Origin of the sequence: Capnocytophaga sp. ARDL2, from assembly GCF_041530365.1 — a bacterium.
Taxonomy (GTDB): domain Bacteria; phylum Bacteroidota; class Bacteroidia; order Flavobacteriales; family Flavobacteriaceae; genus Flavobacterium.
The window spans coordinates 1,387,179-1,405,757 of sequence record NZ_CP168034.1; the positions used below are offsets into that span (position 1 = coordinate 1,387,179).

Annotated in this window: 19 protein-coding genes; 17 read left to right on the forward strand and 2 right to left on the reverse strand. The window is 34.5% G+C overall.

The features are described from left to right. Positions 1-112 precede the first annotated feature (112 nt). The 8 genes from AB4865_RS06840 to AB4865_RS06875 all read left to right on the forward strand — a co-directional run bounded on the left by AB4865_RS06840 (position 113) and on the right by AB4865_RS06875 (position 7,794). Entirely contained in the window at positions 113-2,449 is a 2,337-nt protein-coding gene (locus AB4865_RS06840; protein ID WP_372472532.1) for a CHC2 zinc finger domain-containing protein, read from the forward strand. Between the two features lie 143 nt (positions 2,450-2,592). Continuing rightward, positions 2,593-3,093: a hypothetical protein gene (locus AB4865_RS06845; protein ID WP_372472533.1), complete on the forward strand. Its 501-nt coding sequence runs from the start codon at positions 2,593-2,595 to the stop codon at positions 3,091-3,093. Further along, positions 3,094-3,519 (forward strand): tyrosine-type recombinase/integrase, encoded by a 426-nt coding sequence (locus AB4865_RS06850; RefSeq protein ID WP_372474892.1) that lies wholly within the window; start codon positions 3,094-3,096, stop codon positions 3,517-3,519. Positions 3,520-3,576: 57 nt separating this feature from the next. Then, the gene (locus tag AB4865_RS06855) at positions 3,577-4,470 is read left to right on the forward strand and encodes a tyrosine-type recombinase/integrase (RefSeq protein WP_372472534.1); all 894 of its coding nucleotides are present in this window, start codon (positions 3,577-3,579) and stop codon (positions 4,468-4,470) included. Between the two features lie 638 nt (positions 4,471-5,108). Further along, positions 5,109-6,020 (forward strand): hypothetical protein, encoded by a 912-nt coding sequence (locus AB4865_RS06860; RefSeq protein WP_372472535.1) that lies wholly within the window; start codon positions 5,109-5,111, stop codon positions 6,018-6,020. A gap of 2 nt (positions 6,021-6,022) precedes the next feature. After that, positions 6,023-6,412 (forward strand): DUF3997 domain-containing protein, encoded by a 390-nt coding sequence (locus AB4865_RS06865; RefSeq protein WP_372472536.1) that lies wholly within the window; start codon positions 6,023-6,025, stop codon positions 6,410-6,412. Between the two features lie 143 nt (positions 6,413-6,555). After that, a complete protein-coding gene (locus AB4865_RS06870; protein WP_372472537.1) occupies positions 6,556-7,101 on the forward strand; it encodes an RHS repeat domain-containing protein in 546 nt (181 codons plus the stop codon). Between the two features lie 291 nt (positions 7,102-7,392). Further along, complete coding sequence (locus AB4865_RS06875; protein ID WP_372472538.1) at positions 7,393-7,794, forward strand: hypothetical protein; 402 nt, start codon at positions 7,393-7,395, stop codon at positions 7,792-7,794. Positions 7,795-7,815: 21 nt separating this feature from the next. Here AB4865_RS06875 and AB4865_RS06880 read toward each other — a convergent pair whose 3' ends face one another. Beyond that, on the reverse strand, positions 7,816-8,151 hold the full coding sequence (locus tag AB4865_RS06880; protein ID WP_372472539.1) for a helix-turn-helix domain-containing protein: 336 nt from the start codon (positions 8,149-8,151) through the stop codon (positions 7,816-7,818). Positions 8,152-8,293: 142 nt separating this feature from the next. On the opposite strand from AB4865_RS06880, the gene AB4865_RS06885 reads away from it, so the two are divergent. The 9 genes from AB4865_RS06885 to AB4865_RS06925 all read left to right on the forward strand — a co-directional run bounded on the left by AB4865_RS06885 (position 8,294) and on the right by AB4865_RS06925 (position 17,653). Further along, on the forward strand, positions 8,294-10,630 hold the full coding sequence (locus AB4865_RS06885) for a CHC2 zinc finger domain-containing protein (RefSeq protein WP_372472532.1): 2,337 nt from the start codon (positions 8,294-8,296) through the stop codon (positions 10,628-10,630). Positions 10,631-10,773: 143 nt separating this feature from the next. Further along, on the forward strand, positions 10,774-11,274 hold the full coding sequence (locus AB4865_RS06890) for a hypothetical protein (protein WP_372472533.1): 501 nt from the start codon (positions 10,774-10,776) through the stop codon (positions 11,272-11,274). Further along, entirely contained in the window at positions 11,275-11,700 is a 426-nt protein-coding gene (locus AB4865_RS06895; protein WP_372474892.1) for a tyrosine-type recombinase/integrase, read from the forward strand. Between the two features lie 57 nt (positions 11,701-11,757). Further along, positions 11,758-12,651 (forward strand): tyrosine-type recombinase/integrase, encoded by an 894-nt coding sequence (locus AB4865_RS06900; protein ID WP_372472534.1) that lies wholly within the window; start codon positions 11,758-11,760, stop codon positions 12,649-12,651. A 638-nt stretch (positions 12,652-13,289) separates the two neighbouring features. Continuing rightward, entirely contained in the window at positions 13,290-14,120 is an 831-nt protein-coding gene (locus tag AB4865_RS06905) for a DUF4329 domain-containing protein (protein ID WP_372472540.1), read from the forward strand. An 8-nt stretch (positions 14,121-14,128) separates the two neighbouring features. Next, entirely contained in the window at positions 14,129-14,428 is a 300-nt protein-coding gene (locus AB4865_RS06910; RefSeq protein WP_372472541.1) for a YbbC/YhhH family protein, read from the forward strand. A gap of 13 nt (positions 14,429-14,441) precedes the next feature. Next, positions 14,442-16,037 (forward strand): RHS repeat domain-containing protein, encoded by a 1,596-nt coding sequence (locus AB4865_RS06915; RefSeq protein ID WP_372472542.1) that lies wholly within the window; start codon positions 14,442-14,444, stop codon positions 16,035-16,037. Positions 16,038-16,049: 12 nt separating this feature from the next. Further along, positions 16,050-16,847, forward strand: coding sequence for a hypothetical protein (locus AB4865_RS06920; protein WP_372472543.1), 798 nt, complete (start codon positions 16,050-16,052; stop codon positions 16,845-16,847). A gap of 182 nt (positions 16,848-17,029) precedes the next feature. After that, the gene (locus tag AB4865_RS06925) at positions 17,030-17,653 is read left to right on the forward strand and encodes an RHS repeat-associated core domain-containing protein (protein WP_372472544.1); all 624 of its coding nucleotides are present in this window, start codon (positions 17,030-17,032) and stop codon (positions 17,651-17,653) included. Here the strand turns inward: AB4865_RS06925 and AB4865_RS06930 are convergent. Then, the gene (locus tag AB4865_RS06930) at positions 17,634-18,512 is read right to left on the reverse strand and encodes an IS982 family transposase (RefSeq protein WP_372472445.1); all 879 of its coding nucleotides are present in this window, start codon (positions 18,510-18,512) and stop codon (positions 17,634-17,636) included. The two genes, AB4865_RS06925 and AB4865_RS06930, sit on opposite strands and share 20 nt — an antisense overlap. Positions 18,513-18,579: the final 67 nt, after the last annotated feature.

Consider the following 18,579-nt stretch of genomic DNA (forward strand, 5'->3'; position numbering starts at 1 on the left):
TATAAGGCAAATGTACAAACAAAAAATGTAGGATAAAAATCAGTAATGTTTGGTTGTTTAATACAAAGTTTGTAGATTTGCGACAGATATGTAGGATTAAAATTTTTTTTCAATGGAAATATCAGAAATCAAACAAAAGCTCACAATGTCGAACGTATTGCACTATTACGGCTTAAAGACGGACAAGCAGAGCAGAATAAGCTGTCCGTTCCACGAGGACAAAATCCCGAGTATGCAGGTGTATTACAAAACGCAAACGGCATATTGTTTTAGTTCCAACTGCAAGACACATGGCAAGAGTATGGACGTGATAGATTTTGTAATGCACAAAGAGAACAGCACCAAAGCCGAAGCCATAAACAAATGCAAGGAAATATTAGGTTATCAGAAACCCGACAGCAAAGAACGCTACCAACCCGAATTAAGCAGGGAACAGTTTTTAGGGAATATGTACCAATACTTTAAAAATGCGGTCAGCAACTCAAAACCTGCAAAGGATTATTTACAGCAACGGAATTTAGATTTTAAGAAAACCGAAATCGGTTACAATGCGGGGCAGTTCCATCACGGAGCAAGGAAAGACGAGAATGTAATTGCTCAATGTTTAGAATACGGATTACTGATTGACAAGAACATTACAGGACGTACAGGGGAAAAAGCATACGGAGTTTTTGGGAAATGGTGTATCTGTTTTGCATTGAAGAACAGGAATAGCGAAGTAACAGGATTGTATTTTAGAAGTACGTTAAATGATAAGGACAGCAGACATTTTTACTTAAAGAACAGAAAAGGACTTTACCCGAATTATCCTGAACCGAACACCAAAAAACTAATCTTAACGGAAAGCATTATTGACGGAGCAAGTTTATTACAGATAGAAACCATAACAAAGGAATATGCAGTTTTAGCGTGTTACGGAACAAACGGACTAACCGAAGAACACCAGCAGGCAATAAAGGAACTTCCGCAGTTGGAAGAAATCATTTTCTTTTTTGACAACGATACAGCAGGAAAAGAAGCGGTTAAGAAATACGGGGCAATGCTCAAAGCTGAATACCCGAAATTAAAATTAACCACAGCAGAGCCGATAAACAAAGACATCAACGAAACTTTACAGGGACACGAAGAAAGCATATTTATTGAATTGCTGAACAACAGAACGGAGTTAAATTTTTCTTTTTCAATTGAAGATAAAACAACCAAGCAACTCAAAGAACCAAGCACAGGAACAGGCAACAGCATAGATTTTTTAAAGCGAAAACATTTACTGAAGAACCTGAATACAGAAATCGGAAAAGCGGGAATAGTAGGCGAAGAAAACAGCCGTATGTTATTGTTTTTAATCATCATCAGCTATTTAAATAAAAATCCCTTACACGCTTTAGTACAAGGAAGTTCGGGAAGCGGAAAAACACATATCATCAGCAGGATAGCCGATTTAATGCCACAGGAAGACGTATTGCGTTTTACAAGAATAACGGAAAGCAGTTTATATAATTGGGGCGAGTTCGACCTGTTCCAAAAGGTTGTCATCATTGAAGATTTAGACGGCTTAAAAGAAGACGCTTTGTATGCACTTCGGGAGTTTATATCTAACCAAGTTTTAAGAAGTTCGGTAACGATAAAGGATAAAAAAGGGAATAATAAAAGCAGTCATAAAATCGTAAAAGGTCAGTTCAGTAGTTTATCAGCCACAACAAAAGGCGAAACGTACGAGGATAATATGTCCCGTAGTTTTTTGATTGCAGTTGATGAAAGCAAGGAGCAGACACAAAGAATTATAGAGTATCAGAACTGCAGGAATGCAGGGGAAATCGACCCGAACGAAAGCCAGAGAACAATCCATTTTATACAACAGTTGGTAAGGAACTTAAAGCATTACGAAGTAATCAACCCTTATGCGACAAAATTGAATCTTCCCGAAAAGGTGCATAAAATAAGACGGTTAAACGAAATGTACCAAGCGGTTATTAAACAGGTAACGTTTTTAAATCAGTACCAAAGAAAGCTCACAAAAGATAATCAATTAGTAACCGAGATTGAAGATATAGAACAGGCTACGGAAATCCTTTTTGAAAGCATTGTCTTAAAGGTGGACGAACTGGACGGAAGTTTAAGGCAGTTCTTTGAACGATTAAAGAAGTATGTAAAAAACGAAAACCAAGACTTTGTTTTAAGGGATGTAAGGCAACATCTGAACGTAAGCAAAACACAGGTCTTTAGGTACGTACAAACGCTTACGGAACTCGAATACATCAAACAAAACGGAGGCTATGCCAACAAAGGAATAAAATACAAAATCAGCTATTGGGACAATTACCAGAAGTTGAGAGCCGAAATAAAGGACTTCCTGATGAACCAAATACAAAAGCTGAAAACAGAAAATAATATTGCACCCTCAAAGCCAAAGAACAAAACATTAAGTATGATAGTGAATGAAAGTGTTTGAAACGCTACGGAACACAAAAGGAACACAAGAATAAGTCGTAACTATCTCAATACTAATATCTAACTACTCAATGCTTATTTAGCGTTCCTAATTCCACGAGAATACAAAAGCAAAAACATCATAGCAATACAAAACGTCATAGTATGGCATTACCGAGCAGACATATTATTTACAATGAACTGTATCAGAAAGAAAGCAAAGAATACAAGGAATACCTTATGTTATTGGGTTATGCGGACGACACTTGCCAATCGAAATATTTATACCTGAAAGAGTTTTTTAATTGGTTGGAAGAAATCGGGATTTATCAGCTACATCACATTACAGCCGTAGAAATCGGGAATTTTTACGAATACATACAGAACAGGAAAAGCACCAGAACCAAAGAAACGTTGAAGCTGAAAACCGTTTACGACATAATGCGTTGCGTACAGCAGTATTTAGGTTATGCGTTGCATTTAGGAAAAATCAAAATCAATCCTGCATCACACCTGAAATTTAATTATCCTGATGAAGAAGTAAACCGTATCATTTTTACACAGCAGGAAATAAGAGAGCTTTATGAAGTAACAGAAAACAACCAGGAAAAAGCCATATTACATATTGCGTATGGTTGTGGGTTGAGAGCAAACGAAGTCAGTTAGCTGAACAAAGAAGATTTACGATTAACGGAAAACCTTGTTATCGTTCAGAAAGGCAAGAACAGCAAAAGAAGATTAGTCCCGATAAACGATACAATCAGCAACGAACTACAAATTTTTCTTTCATCTGAAGAAACAAAACAAAAAGCCGTGTTCCTGAACAGCAAAGGAACGAGAATGCAGACAGGCACACTAAACAAGCAACTGAAAAAAATCATCAAACGTACAGACTTCGGGAAAGCATTTACACAGGCAGAATTAACCAAAATCGGAATGCACACATTACGGCACAGCATAGCGACACATCTTTTAGAGAACGGAATGGCATTGGAACAAGTACAATTATTTTTAGGACACAGCCATATAGAAAGCACCGAAATTTATACGCATATCAATCAAAACCAACTAAACGAGCTTTTAAGCGAGTGAAATCACGAGTACCAAAAAACAAATAAAAACGAACGAGTAAATCAATGAACTTATGCAATGACAATCAGAGAGTATTTACAGAAAAAGTACAGCAAAAGCACTTTAAACAGCAATCTGTACAACATTAAAAGATTTACGGATTACTACGATAAAAGAGCCGAAAAAGCCACCTACAAAGACGTTTTACATTACATCGAATACCTACGCAAAAACTACGATTTACACCGCAAAACATTACGACATTGTTTATATGCAGTAAAAATCTACTTCAATTATTTATTAGAAATCGGAAAACGGAAAGACCATCCTTGCAGTGAACTGTACCTAAAAGACAAGATAAACAGACAAATCCCGGTTGATAATCTGTACAGTCCGGAAACATTAGAAAACTTCTTTGAAAGCTACCAAATCAAACGAAAAAAGCAACTTGAAACAAGGAATAAAATCATTATCAGTTTATTGATTTACCAAGCCTTAACAGTTAATGAAATTGCAGAATTAGAAGTGCATCATATCAATCTGGACAAGGCAGAAATATTTATCAAAGGAAGTAAAGAAGCCACATCTAAAAGCCCGAAAAGCAGAACCTTACCGTTACAAGCCAAACAGATCCTTTTGTTTTATAAATATCTGGAAAAGGACCGAAATAATTTACTGAAATACAATCTTAAAAATCCTGATGAAACAGCGTTTATTTTAGGGCAGTACGGAGAGAAGATAAAACCGCACGGAATAAGCAGGATAATCAACGAGAACCGCACAGAAAACGAACAAATCCAACCGATGAAGATAAGGCAAAGTGTTATTGCGAACCTTTTAAAGAAAGAAAATGATACAAGAATAGTACAGGTTTTTAGCGGACATAAAAGAGCCAGTACGACAGTCCAATACAAGCAATCGGAATTGGAACAATTACAAAATGCAGTCAATAATTACCACCCAATCCGATAAAAAACAATAGAAAAAAAGCGGTAAAAAAATAAATGCTTCCTTTTTGTGGGGGAATTTAATAACCCGCCCGCCAACGCACAGGGGAAAGGCTGTTGCAGACAGGTTTTGCAGTGCCCCCGTTTTTTTCTGTCATACTTTTTGCGTTGTTTTTTGCCAACGCTCCACAGCACATTTATTTTTCAGTTGAAAATAATATTGAATTTTAAGCGGACAACTGAAAAAATAAAAGAGCTGTCCCAATGCTGAAAAAACAAAGCAAAAAGCCGTTCGCTCCGTACTCCCCGCTCACTTATGCCAGCAAAAAAACGGGGTAAGCTATTTAACATAAAATCGCTTCCATTATGGTTCAAAAAACGAAGTTTTTAATTTGTTTTTTAAAGGTGTTTTTTGAAACCATAATTCATTTTATGTTTTCGCTTCGCAAATAGCCACTGCAAAAACCGCCTGCACAACTCTTTCCCCTTGCCAACGCTTCCCACCCGAAAAGCGGTATCCCACTTAAAAAGGAAGCATTTATTTTTTTGGTTTATAGTGCCACTTCCTTCGGTCAGACAATGGCAGAGCCTACCGGCAGTATGGAGCTTCGCAGATTATTGATTAAAAACTAACGCCCTTCGGTTGTTTGCTCATTTTTTCCATTGCCTTGTCCGCTACGCTACGAAGCCAACGAAAAAAATCGAGCCGATATTTTTTCTTTCATCTGTAACTCAATTGAAAAGAAAAAATTATCTTTGACGTTGATAATGGGCTGTCTTAAAATCACATATCAACCGATTTTGCAAGTGCTTCGCACACGCAAACCCGTGCAGTCGCACGAGGCAAAAGTTGTGCAGTTGTGGTTAAATGTGGATCCGTTGGTGGAAGTTCAACCAAACAAGACATCATACCATTTTGTAAGCAACAACCCGATAAACAGAGTTGATCCGACAGGTATGTTAGACAATCCTATTTATGATACGGACGGAAATTTTTTAGGGACAGATGATAAAGGATTACAAGGAAAAGCTATCGTAATGAATAAAAAAAATTTCACACAAGGTATGTCTCATCAAGAAGCTCTAAGTTATAATTTGGGTGCTGAAGAATTAAATAAAGATGGAATTGATAAATTACTTTCTCATTACAATGGACTAAAAGACAGACCAGATTATGATGGGGGAATAACTTTAGATGAAGCTAATGACTGGTACAGAAATGGAAAAGGGGAACCTTTATTTACCTCGTTGGAAAAGATAGATTTGTCAGGGATTTTATCTTTAGGAGAGAAATATGTAGGACAAGTAAAAACCTTTAATCTATTATTGAATAGTAGCTCTTTAAATGACGGTCTAGTTTATGGAAATATTACATTAAAAAGATATCCTAATCATTCTGTAAGAGCATATGCAGATGAATACAATTTCGAAATGCATAATACCAAAAATCCATTGAATTGGGCAAGAAATGTAGAAACAATTATAGGGAGAAAAGTTGCAGGAGAAGGAAAATCTTTTGAAATAAATATTTACGGTAATAAAAATCTTACACCGATTTTACCTTGGATTAGATAACTATGAAGATCAAAAAAATATTTTTATATTGGCTTGTTTTAATTATTCAAAGCTGCACTTCAGATTATAATAAATATTTAGGAAAAGGGTATTTTTATAGAGATGAAGGTGGTGAAATAAAGGATATTCTTTGCGAAAGACCTAATGGTAAAGAAATTCCTGCAACAATTTTAGATTATGTTTATAATGATGAATATATAATTGCTAAACAGAAGCCAAAATTGCCACAAGACCCTTTGTATAAAGAAGAGTATGAGTATCACTATGGTGAAGAATCTTTGTATTTTTGGATTATTATTAAAAAAAAGGACATTATTTTTGGTCCAATGAATAAAATCGAATTTGCCAATAAAATAAAAAAGTTAGGAATTAATTTAAAATTTGAAAAATAGTAAAAGCTACATTCAACTTACTATTTCGCTTTTTCTTACAAACAAGAAAATTGCGATTTGGATAAAAAAGTTTAGATTTACAATAAAAAAAGTACAATTTGTATTGAAGTATTAGAAAAATAACAGCTCCTTTGGATTATAATATGTTGAAGTTAAATTTAAACCTCTACGATTTCCACGCCCGAAACTACGACCCAGCCATTGGTAGGTGGCTAAATGTTGACCCGTTAGCGGAGAAAATGCCAAGCTGGTCGCCGTATCGTTATGGGTTTAATAACCCAATCCGATATACCGACCCAACGGGAATGTTTGAGGTAGATGGTGAGTATGAAATTACTCACGATAAAAATGGTAAAGAAGTCAGAACAAAAGTTTCAAATTTAGGAGATGATGTTGGCATAGATTTTAATCATCATTTAGATGGGGATAGAAAAGGTCAAACCGAAATTGTAAATACAAAGAATGGGTTTACCAATTGGATTGCTGATTCACGTTTTATGAGAGGTTATACTCAAAGAGACGAGAGTATTAATTGGAAATCTGTTTATGACGAGTGGCAGTCAGGTACTGGACCAGAAAACAGTTTGTTTTTTGGTAGAGATAATAATATGATTAAAGATATTAGAAAAAGTAATCTTTATCACGGAGCAAGAAATGATTATTTAAAAGCTAAAAGCTTGGGATTTTGATAATAAGATTTCAAAAAAATACATTCCAATAGATTTTGGACTTTCTGGATTGTTGCTTTCAGGAACTAATATGACTATGCAAATGATGGGTTCAGGAGGTGTGAGTTTTTATGATATTGGGAACCATCAAAGATTGGTAATGATAACAGACCAAAAATCCAAAGAATCTTTTTATTATCATTTACCGTGGATTAAAAATATTAGTAGAAATAATGGATGTATTTGTATACAACCAAAACAAAGTACAACAAATCAAACATATATTTGGATTGATAATAATGTTGAACCGTGATGAAAAAGGAAAATGTTTGTTTCTTAGTAGCTATCTTTTTTACAACAATATCTTGTAAAACGTCAGAAAGTAATCTTATAGGAATTTATATTAAAAATCCTAGTGAGAACACCATAGACACTTTGTTTTTGTATGAAAATCATAAATATAAACAAGTGATTTATTATAAAACAGGTGAATTATTTGGTGTAAATGAAAATAACTGGAGATTAAATGGGGATAAAATTGACTTTATGAATTTGTATTTAAATTATGACTTAGATTTAAGTAATTATACCAAGCCTGAAAATGGAATTATAGGAGAAACATTACTTATGCCGAGTTTGCTTCCTTTTTCAAATGGAAAGATTATAATTGATAAAGACCGGAAAGTATTTTATTTTAAAAAGTCTAAATTGTAACCAAAATCGCCAAATTTTATCTTACATAATACTTTGCAACTTAGTTTGCTTAATAAAAGCATCAAGGAGAGCGAAGACGTGTTGTTTTTCGCTCTCTTTTAGTTTTTGTATATCAAGAACACGATTTACAATACTCTTTTCAAGAAGCACATCGGTAGAGCCTACCAAATAATCCAAAGACACTTCTAGAGCTTCGGCCAACTGCGTGGCCATCTCAATAGATGGTTTTACTTCATCACGCTCATATCTACCAATTACAGCACCGTGAACGCCAACGAGTTTACCCACTTCGTCCTGCGACATCTTTTTATCTTTTCTCACTTCCGTGAGCCTTTTACCAAAGCTTATTGACTTCATAAATGTATTGAAAACTACACTAAGTTAAATAATAAGGCAAATGTACAAACAAAAAATGTAGGATAAAAATCAGTAATGTTTGGTTGTTTAATACAAAGTTTGTAGATTTGCGACAGATATGTAGGATTAAAATTTTTTTTCAATGGAAATATCAGAAATCAAACAAAAGCTCACAATGTCGAACGTATTGCACTATTACGGCTTAAAGACGGACAAGCAGAGCAGAATAAGCTGTCCGTTCCACGAGGACAAAATCCCGAGTATGCAGGTGTATTACAAAACGCAAACGGCATATTGTTTTAGTTCCAACTGCAAGACACATGGCAAGAGTATGGACGTGATAGATTTTGTAATGCACAAAGAGAACAGCACCAAAGCCGAAGCCATAAACAAATGCAAGGAAATATTAGGTTATCAGAAACCCGACAGCAAAGAACGCTACCAACCCGAATTAAGCAGGGAACAGTTTTTAGGGAATATGTACCAATACTTTAAAAATGCGGTCAGCAACTCAAAACCTGCAAAGGATTATTTACAGCAACGGAATTTAGATTTTAAGAAAACCGAAATCGGTTACAATGCGGGGCAGTTCCATCACGGAGCAAGGAAAGACGAGAATGTAATTGCTCAATGTTTAGAATACGGATTACTGATTGACAAGAACATTACAGGACGTACAGGGGAAAAAGCATACGGAGTTTTTGGGAAATGGTGTATCTGTTTTGCATTGAAGAACAGGAATAGCGAAGTAACAGGATTGTATTTTAGAAGTACGTTAAATGATAAGGACAGCAGACATTTTTACTTAAAGAACAGAAAAGGACTTTACCCGAATTATCCTGAACCGAACACCAAAAAACTAATCTTAACGGAAAGCATTATTGACGGAGCAAGTTTATTACAGATAGAAACCATAACAAAGGAATATGCAGTTTTAGCGTGTTACGGAACAAACGGACTAACCGAAGAACACCAGCAGGCAATAAAGGAACTTCCGCAGTTGGAAGAAATCATTTTCTTTTTTGACAACGATACAGCAGGAAAAGAAGCGGTTAAGAAATACGGGGCAATGCTCAAAGCTGAATACCCGAAATTAAAATTAACCACAGCAGAGCCGATAAACAAAGACATCAACGAAACTTTACAGGGACACGAAGAAAGCATATTTATTGAATTGCTGAACAACAGAACGGAGTTAAATTTTTCTTTTTCAATTGAAGATAAAACAACCAAGCAACTCAAAGAACCAAGCACAGGAACAGGCAACAGCATAGATTTTTTAAAGCGAAAACATTTACTGAAGAACCTGAATACAGAAATCGGAAAAGCGGGAATAGTAGGCGAAGAAAACAGCCGTATGTTATTGTTTTTAATCATCATCAGCTATTTAAATAAAAATCCCTTACACGCTTTAGTACAAGGAAGTTCGGGAAGCGGAAAAACACATATCATCAGCAGGATAGCCGATTTAATGCCACAGGAAGACGTATTGCGTTTTACAAGAATAACGGAAAGCAGTTTATATAATTGGGGCGAGTTCGACCTGTTCCAAAAGGTTGTCATCATTGAAGATTTAGACGGCTTAAAAGAAGACGCTTTGTATGCACTTCGGGAGTTTATATCTAACCAAGTTTTAAGAAGTTCGGTAACGATAAAGGATAAAAAAGGGAATAATAAAAGCAGTCATAAAATCGTAAAAGGTCAGTTCAGTAGTTTATCAGCCACAACAAAAGGCGAAACGTACGAGGATAATATGTCCCGTAGTTTTTTGATTGCAGTTGATGAAAGCAAGGAGCAGACACAAAGAATTATAGAGTATCAGAACTGCAGGAATGCAGGGGAAATCGACCCGAACGAAAGCCAGAGAACAATCCATTTTATACAACAGTTGGTAAGGAACTTAAAGCATTACGAAGTAATCAACCCTTATGCGACAAAATTGAATCTTCCCGAAAAGGTGCATAAAATAAGACGGTTAAACGAAATGTACCAAGCGGTTATTAAACAGGTAACGTTTTTAAATCAGTACCAAAGAAAGCTCACAAAAGATAATCAATTAGTAACCGAGATTGAAGATATAGAACAGGCTACGGAAATCCTTTTTGAAAGCATTGTCTTAAAGGTGGACGAACTGGACGGAAGTTTAAGGCAGTTCTTTGAACGATTAAAGAAGTATGTAAAAAACGAAAACCAAGACTTTGTTTTAAGGGATGTAAGGCAACATCTGAACGTAAGCAAAACACAGGTCTTTAGGTACGTACAAACGCTTACGGAACTCGAATACATCAAACAAAACGGAGGCTATGCCAACAAAGGAATAAAATACAAAATCAGCTATTGGGACAATTACCAGAAGTTGAGAGCCGAAATAAAGGACTTCCTGATGAACCAAATACAAAAGCTGAAAACAGAAAATAATATTGCACCCTCAAAGCCAAAGAACAAAACATTAAGTATGATAGTGAATGAAAGTGTTTGAAACGCTACGGAACACAAAAGGAACACAAGAATAAGTCGTAACTATCTCAATACTAATATCTAACTACTCAATGCTTATTTAGCGTTCCTAATTCCACGAGAATACAAAAGCAAAAACATCATAGCAATACAAAACGTCATAGTATGGCATTACCGAGCAGACATATTATTTACAATGAACTGTATCAGAAAGAAAGCAAAGAATACAAGGAATACCTTATGTTATTGGGTTATGCGGACGACACTTGCCAATCGAAATATTTATACCTGAAAGAGTTTTTTAATTGGTTGGAAGAAATCGGGATTTATCAGCTACATCACATTACAGCCGTAGAAATCGGGAATTTTTACGAATACATACAGAACAGGAAAAGCACCAGAACCAAAGAAACGTTGAAGCTGAAAACCGTTTACGACATAATGCGTTGCGTACAGCAGTATTTAGGTTATGCGTTGCATTTAGGAAAAATCAAAATCAATCCTGCATCACACCTGAAATTTAATTATCCTGATGAAGAAGTAAACCGTATCATTTTTACACAGCAGGAAATAAGAGAGCTTTATGAAGTAACAGAAAACAACCAGGAAAAAGCCATATTACATATTGCGTATGGTTGTGGGTTGAGAGCAAACGAAGTCAGTTAGCTGAACAAAGAAGATTTACGATTAACGGAAAACCTTGTTATCGTTCAGAAAGGCAAGAACAGCAAAAGAAGATTAGTCCCGATAAACGATACAATCAGCAACGAACTACAAATTTTTCTTTCATCTGAAGAAACAAAACAAAAAGCCGTGTTCCTGAACAGCAAAGGAACGAGAATGCAGACAGGCACACTAAACAAGCAACTGAAAAAAATCATCAAACGTACAGACTTCGGGAAAGCATTTACACAGGCAGAATTAACCAAAATCGGAATGCACACATTACGGCACAGCATAGCGACACATCTTTTAGAGAACGGAATGGCATTGGAACAAGTACAATTATTTTTAGGACACAGCCATATAGAAAGCACCGAAATTTATACGCATATCAATCAAAACCAACTAAACGAGCTTTTAAGCGAGTGAAATCACGAGTACCAAAAAACAAATAAAAACGAACGAGTAAATCAATGAACTTATGCAATGACAATCAGAGAGTATTTACAGAAAAAGTACAGCAAAAGCACTTTAAACAGCAATCTGTACAACATTAAAAGATTTACGGATTACTACGATAAAAGAGCCGAAAAAGCCACCTACAAAGACGTTTTACATTACATCGAATACCTACGCAAAAACTACGATTTACACCGCAAAACATTACGACATTGTTTATATGCAGTAAAAATCTACTTCAATTATTTATTAGAAATCGGAAAACGGAAAGACCATCCTTGCAGTGAACTGTACCTAAAAGACAAGATAAACAGACAAATCCCGGTTGATAATCTGTACAGTCCGGAAACATTAGAAAACTTCTTTGAAAGCTACCAAATCAAACGAAAAAAGCAACTTGAAACAAGGAATAAAATCATTATCAGTTTATTGATTTACCAAGCCTTAACAGTTAATGAAATTGCAGAATTAGAAGTGCATCATATCAATCTGGACAAGGCAGAAATATTTATCAAAGGAAGTAAAGAAGCCACATCTAAAAGCCCGAAAAGCAGAACCTTACCGTTACAAGCCAAACAGATCCTTTTGTTTTATAAATATCTGGAAAAGGACCGAAATAATTTACTGAAATACAATCTTAAAAATCCTGATGAAACAGCGTTTATTTTAGGGCAGTACGGAGAGAAGATAAAACCGCACGGAATAAGCAGGATAATCAACGAGAACCGCACAGAAAACGAACAAATCCAACCGATGAAGATAAGGCAAAGTGTTATTGCGAACCTTTTAAAGAAAGAAAATGATACAAGAATAGTACAGGTTTTTAGCGGACATAAAAGAGCCAGTACGACAGTCCAATACAAGCAATCGGAATTGGAACAATTACAAAATGCAGTCAATAATTACCACCCAATCCGATAAAAAACAATAGAAAAAAAGCGGTAAAAAAATAAATGCTTCCTTTTTGTGGGGGAATTTAATAACCCGCCCGCCAACGCACAGGGGAAAGGCTGTTGCAGACAGGTTTTGCAGTGCCCCCGTTTTTTTCTGTCATACTTTTTGCGTTGTTTTTTGCCAACGCTCCACAGCACATTTATTTTTCAGTTGAAAATAATATTGAATTTTAAGCGGACAACTGAAAAAATAAAAGAGCTGTCCCAATGCTGAAAAAACAAAGCAAAAAGCCGTTCGCTCCGTACTCCCCGCTCACTTATGCCAGCAAAAAAACGGGGTAAGCTATTTAACATAAAATCGCTTCCATTATGGTTCAAAAAACGAAGTTTTTAATTTGTTTTTTAAAGGTGTTTTTTGAAACCATAATTCATTTTATGTTTTCGCTTCGCAAATAGCCACTGCAAAAACCGCCTGCACAACTCTTTCCCCTTGCCAACGCTTCCCACCCGAAAAGCGGTATCCCACTTAAAAAGGAAGCATTTATTTTTTTGGTTTATAGTGCCACTTCCTTCGGTCAGACAATGGCAGAGCCTACCGGCAGTATGGAGCTTCGCAGATTATTGATTAAAAACTAACGCCCTTCGGTTGTTTGCTCATTTTTTCCATTGCCTTGTCCGCTACGCTACGAAGCCAACGAAAAAAATCGAGCCGATATTTTTTCTTTCATCTGTAACTCAATTGAAAAGAAAAAATTATCTTTGACGTTGATAATGGGCTGTCTTAAAATCACATATCAACCGATTTTGCAAGTGCTTCGCACACGCAAACCCGTGCAGTCGCACGAGGCAAAAGTTGTGCAGTTGTGGTTAAACTTAGACCCACTTGTAGAACAAACCTTTGAACCTTACAGCTATGTAGGGAATAATCCTGTGATGTTTACCGACCCTACTGGGATGTATAGAGAGGGACCTGGTGATTTATTTAATACACCTCAAGAAGCTGCAATTGATTTTGGAATAACCTATAATGGACGGTCTATAATTCAATATAGAGAATATGGTTCAACAATTTATAAAGTTATAAAAAATGGAAAAACATATTATACCTACACAATAGCAAATAAAGGAACTAACGATGGAGTTTCCCCTAGTAAAAACCCGACTGGTACAATAGCAGTGGCTTATGTTCATTCTCACGGTGGTTATGAAAAAAATTACAATAATAATAATTTTTCAGGGGATGGTACTATTGAAGGTAGAGGTGATAAAGGATACGCAATTAAATATAAAATTAACGGATTTGTAACGACACCTAATGGCTCAGTTAAAGAATACGATTATAAAAATAATATAGAGACAATTGTAAATATAGATAGTGTTCCAAGCGATCCAAATGATCCCGATAGGAAAAATAATATTCATCCAACTAGTGACCCAATGATTAAAGATTCTATTAAAAAGATAAATGAAGCAGGAGAAGTATTAAGAATAAATTAATATATGTTATGAAAATTCTTTTAAAAACATTATTATTACTTTTACTAATTATAATTCAACCAAATCAAAAAAATAATTTAGATTATGTACCAAATGCTGAAACAGCAATTAAAATAGCAGAAGCAATATGGCTTCCTATTTATGGAGATAAAGTTTTAAATAAAAAACCTTTTATTGCTACATTAAATCAAGATGGAAAAGTTTGGATTGTTAAAGGAAGTATATCAGAAGATGTATTAGGTGGTTATCCTATTATAGAAATACAAAAATCTGACTGTAAAATTCTTAAAGTTTCACATTCAAAATAATTTTCTATTAAATATGTATCCATCAGGCTTTGTCACGGTAAATCCGGAGCGAAATGAATATACCAAGCATTATTACAACAACGGCAAGCGATTGGCAAGTCGCTTGATGACTCTACAAGGACAATTTGTCTCTCAAAATCAGTTGCAACCACAGGCGGTGAGTATGCAGGCGATGTCGGCTACTCAAAGCCCACAAAACTGTCAGCAACAGTTGGATGCGATTATGCAATACCTTGCCAACGACCCTGCGATGGCAGATTGTTTGACAGCGGTACAAAACATCAATGCAGACACATCGTATCCCGATGCTTGTGCAAAGTTGTATGAGGTAAATTCATTAAACTGCTCACCAGCAGATGTGATTGATGTGGTGATTACAGACCCTGTGTACACCCCAGAGGAAATCAGTGAGTTGGATTGTATTAATGCGATATATCAATTGTTTTATTTGTCTGTATATAAAAGCAATAGTACCTATTGGTTGAATGCAGATGTAAAACGCTGTTATAGCCAAATAAAAGGTATAATCATGAAATATTTTATAACACCAGAACCACAACGAATGGATCCTTGTGAGTTTTGGGAGTATTTACAACAATTTTTACCGTGTGAACCTACGCCAACAATCCAAGAGCCAGTTCCTACACCAACTGACCCAATCACGTATGAACCACCTGTAATGACACAACCTACGCCTGTACACGGTTTTGAACCAGTACAACCGTCGGTTGATAGAGTTTATTACTACCACGGCGACCACTTAAATTCAAGTACTTATGTTACAGACGACAACGGACGACCAGTAGCATATTATGACTACTTACCGTTTGGGGAGGTAGCTGTGGAGCACAACCAAACTACCAATTTCAACAACGGCTATAAATTCAACGCTAAGGAATTAGACGAAGCTACGGGTATGAGTTACTATGGAGCGAGGTACTACGACCCAAGAATAAGCGTGTTTGTGAGTGTAGATCCGTTGGCGGAGGAAACCTTTGAACCATACAGCTATGTAGGGAATAACCCTATTATGTTTACTGACCCGACGGGGATGAATAAAGTAGGTAATAAATGGTGGGAAAACTTCAAGAAAAAAATGACTAAAGCAAAGATTAAAGCAGATATTGAACGTAATAAAGAATTGTCTGGTTATAACCATTTTGTCAATTGGTTTAAAGAAAATTTAAAATTAAAAGAAACTCCTAAGCGAAAAAAGATTCGTTCAAATAAAGATATAGGTTCTTCCGTAAAGTCAAAATACGGTGGAGGAGAACAACCAACAACCACAGGAAATTATAAAAAAGGTAAACACGGTGGAGTTTACAATGTTGATTATTTTTTAGATATAGTAAACACATATGGGAATATTTATAAAGGTAAAAAATATAATAATCCTAAGGAAAAAGTTGAAGTTGTAAAGGATGTTGTAAATGGTTTAAATATTGGACAAGAAGCTGCCGAAAAAACTCAGGAAACTATTAAGGAATTTAAGGTTGTTTCTGAAAAAAAATACGATTTAAAAACTAATCAAACAATATTTGAATTCAAAGTCTTCGAAGTAGAAAAAAAGCAAGATAATAAACCTAATAATTCAAATGTTAAACAATAAAATGATACATGTATGAAAAATATTTTTAATTTATTAATTTTTACAATCATATTTGTTCAATTTGGTTGTAATAAAATACAAAGAGAAGTTACTTACAATCAAGATGGAGTTTTGCTGAAAATAGTAGAATTACAAGATAATAAAATTTCCAAAGAAATAATTTTTGATGAAAATTATTTGAAGATTGGTTTTCATAATGATGATGTAATAATTGGGGATACTATTTATGAAAGAAACAATAAGAATTTAATTGCGTGTAAATTTTATTTTTATGATACCAACTATTTTTATTTTGAAAAATATACGATTAATGGTAAAAAAGCAGAATCTGGATACTTGAAAAATAATGATTTTGTACATTGGTGGAATGAATACCAAGAAGGAAAAATAATAGAAAAGAAACATTTTTTAGTGTTAAAAGACACAAATGTTGTTGTAGAGACTATTAAATATGATCGATTTGGAATTGTAGATTACAATGAAAGTGATTTCTATGAATGGAAAACAAATGATACATTGAGAATTGGTGAAAATTTTATTGATGTTTTTGTACGATGTAGTGATAAAAGAAAAAAAGGGGGGTACTTTTGTATAGGTAAAAATGTTCAAGAAGACTTTTCTAATATATTAGATGTTAAGTTAGATTCATTTTATTCTGAAACAAATGATTTTAAAATTAATGTTGAGTTTAATAAAAAAGGGAAAAATTATATTAGAGGATTACTACATATTTATTTTGATGAAGAAATCAAAAATTCAAACTCTAAAATGATAAGTTATTTGATTGAGAAAGAAATTTATGTAAAGTAAAATGCTAATATCTAAAATTTTTAGATAAGAAGAAAGGAAAAGGCAACTTATGAGCCAATATCCGAACGAGTAGATGTTGTGTTTACTACCACAGCGATCACTTAGGAAGTAGCACTTATGTAACCGACGACAACGGACGACCAGTAACATATTATGACTACTTACCGTTTGGAGAGGTAGCTGTGGAGCACAACCAAACTACCAATTTCAACAACGGATATAAATTCAACGGCAAAGAACTCGACGATGCTACGGGTATGAGTTATTACCATGCGAGGTATTACGACCCAAGAATAAGCCTGTTTGTGAGTGTAGATCCGCTGACGGAGGAGACCTTTGAACCATACAGCTATGTAGGGAATAACCCTATAATGTTTATTGACCCTACGGGGATGAGTAAGGAAAATGGAGAAGGTGGTCCTGGTAATTATTCTGCGAGTGTTAATTCAAGATATGTTGGTTTTGGATTGAGACACCCTAAAGCGGCTGTAAGAATTGGTTTTGGAGTTACTAAAGGGAATACAGACATATCAACTAATGCAACTAGATTCGCTACAAGAGGAAACGTTCTTTATGGTTCTCGTAAAGGTCAGGAAGATAGAGGAAGTGAAAATGGAGCTCTTAGACATGGTTTGTGGCAAGCTACTATTACCTCTGAATTCGGGAGTAAAATAGCTAAAGAAGCAGGTAATGTACATGAAAAAAATCCTTTTGTTAACTTGTCAATTAGGGTGTTTGATAACATTGATGATGCTGATCAAACAGTAGATTTACCCGTTGTGCATTTTAAATTATACTTGCTTTAATTTTATTTATTTCCTTTTTTAATACAAATTTGTTAATGTATTGAATTAAGGTTAAAGCAGTTATTTTACTGATAATTCGTGTTTTAAAACCGTTGAATGATTTAGCATAATTCCTTTTAATCATAAATTGATCACAAAGTTGAGAAAATAGAGTTTCGATTCTTTTTCTCTTCTTTTTGAATAAATAAAATTGAGGTTTGTAATCTTTTTGATTTATTCTTTTAGGTGTATCTAACTGAATAGTAGCAGTGTTAAACAAATCTAATTGATATTGTGACGATATATAACCTCTATCACCAATCAAAACGCAATTTTGAATTTGAGAACTAACATCTTTTAAATAATGAACATCGTGAACAGATGCTGGAGTCATATCTAAACTTTGTACAATACCTTCTATTGAACAGATTATGTGTAATTTATATCCAAAATAATGTAACTTCTGACTAGCACAAAAACCATAATCAGGATATGAAAAACTTTCGTCTCTACAAATTTTACTTCTCATTGCTCTAGCATTTTCACATATTTTCAAAGGCATACTATCAATTACAAAATAACTCTCCTCTCTATTAAAACACATTGCAAGTTTTTCCCTAATCTGATTTATATAATAAAAAAGATTTCGTTTTCTTTTGTTATAAACACTTCTTTCTATTTTGTTTTTCAAAGAATTAGGTATTTTTCTAAAGAGTTGTAATTCACTATCAATACTTAAATATTCTGCTGTTAAATTTAAACTCACCAATTCTAAATCACTCATTTTTGGCTTTCTCCTTTGATAAGGTAAAAGTTGATGAGGAAAAAAATCTTCTAAAACTTCTAAAATTCTTTCGTATATTTGCTCTAAGTTGTTCATTTTTTATTTGTTTTAGCGAACTAAATATACTGAATTTCAGTTAAATGAACAACTTTTTTTATTTTAT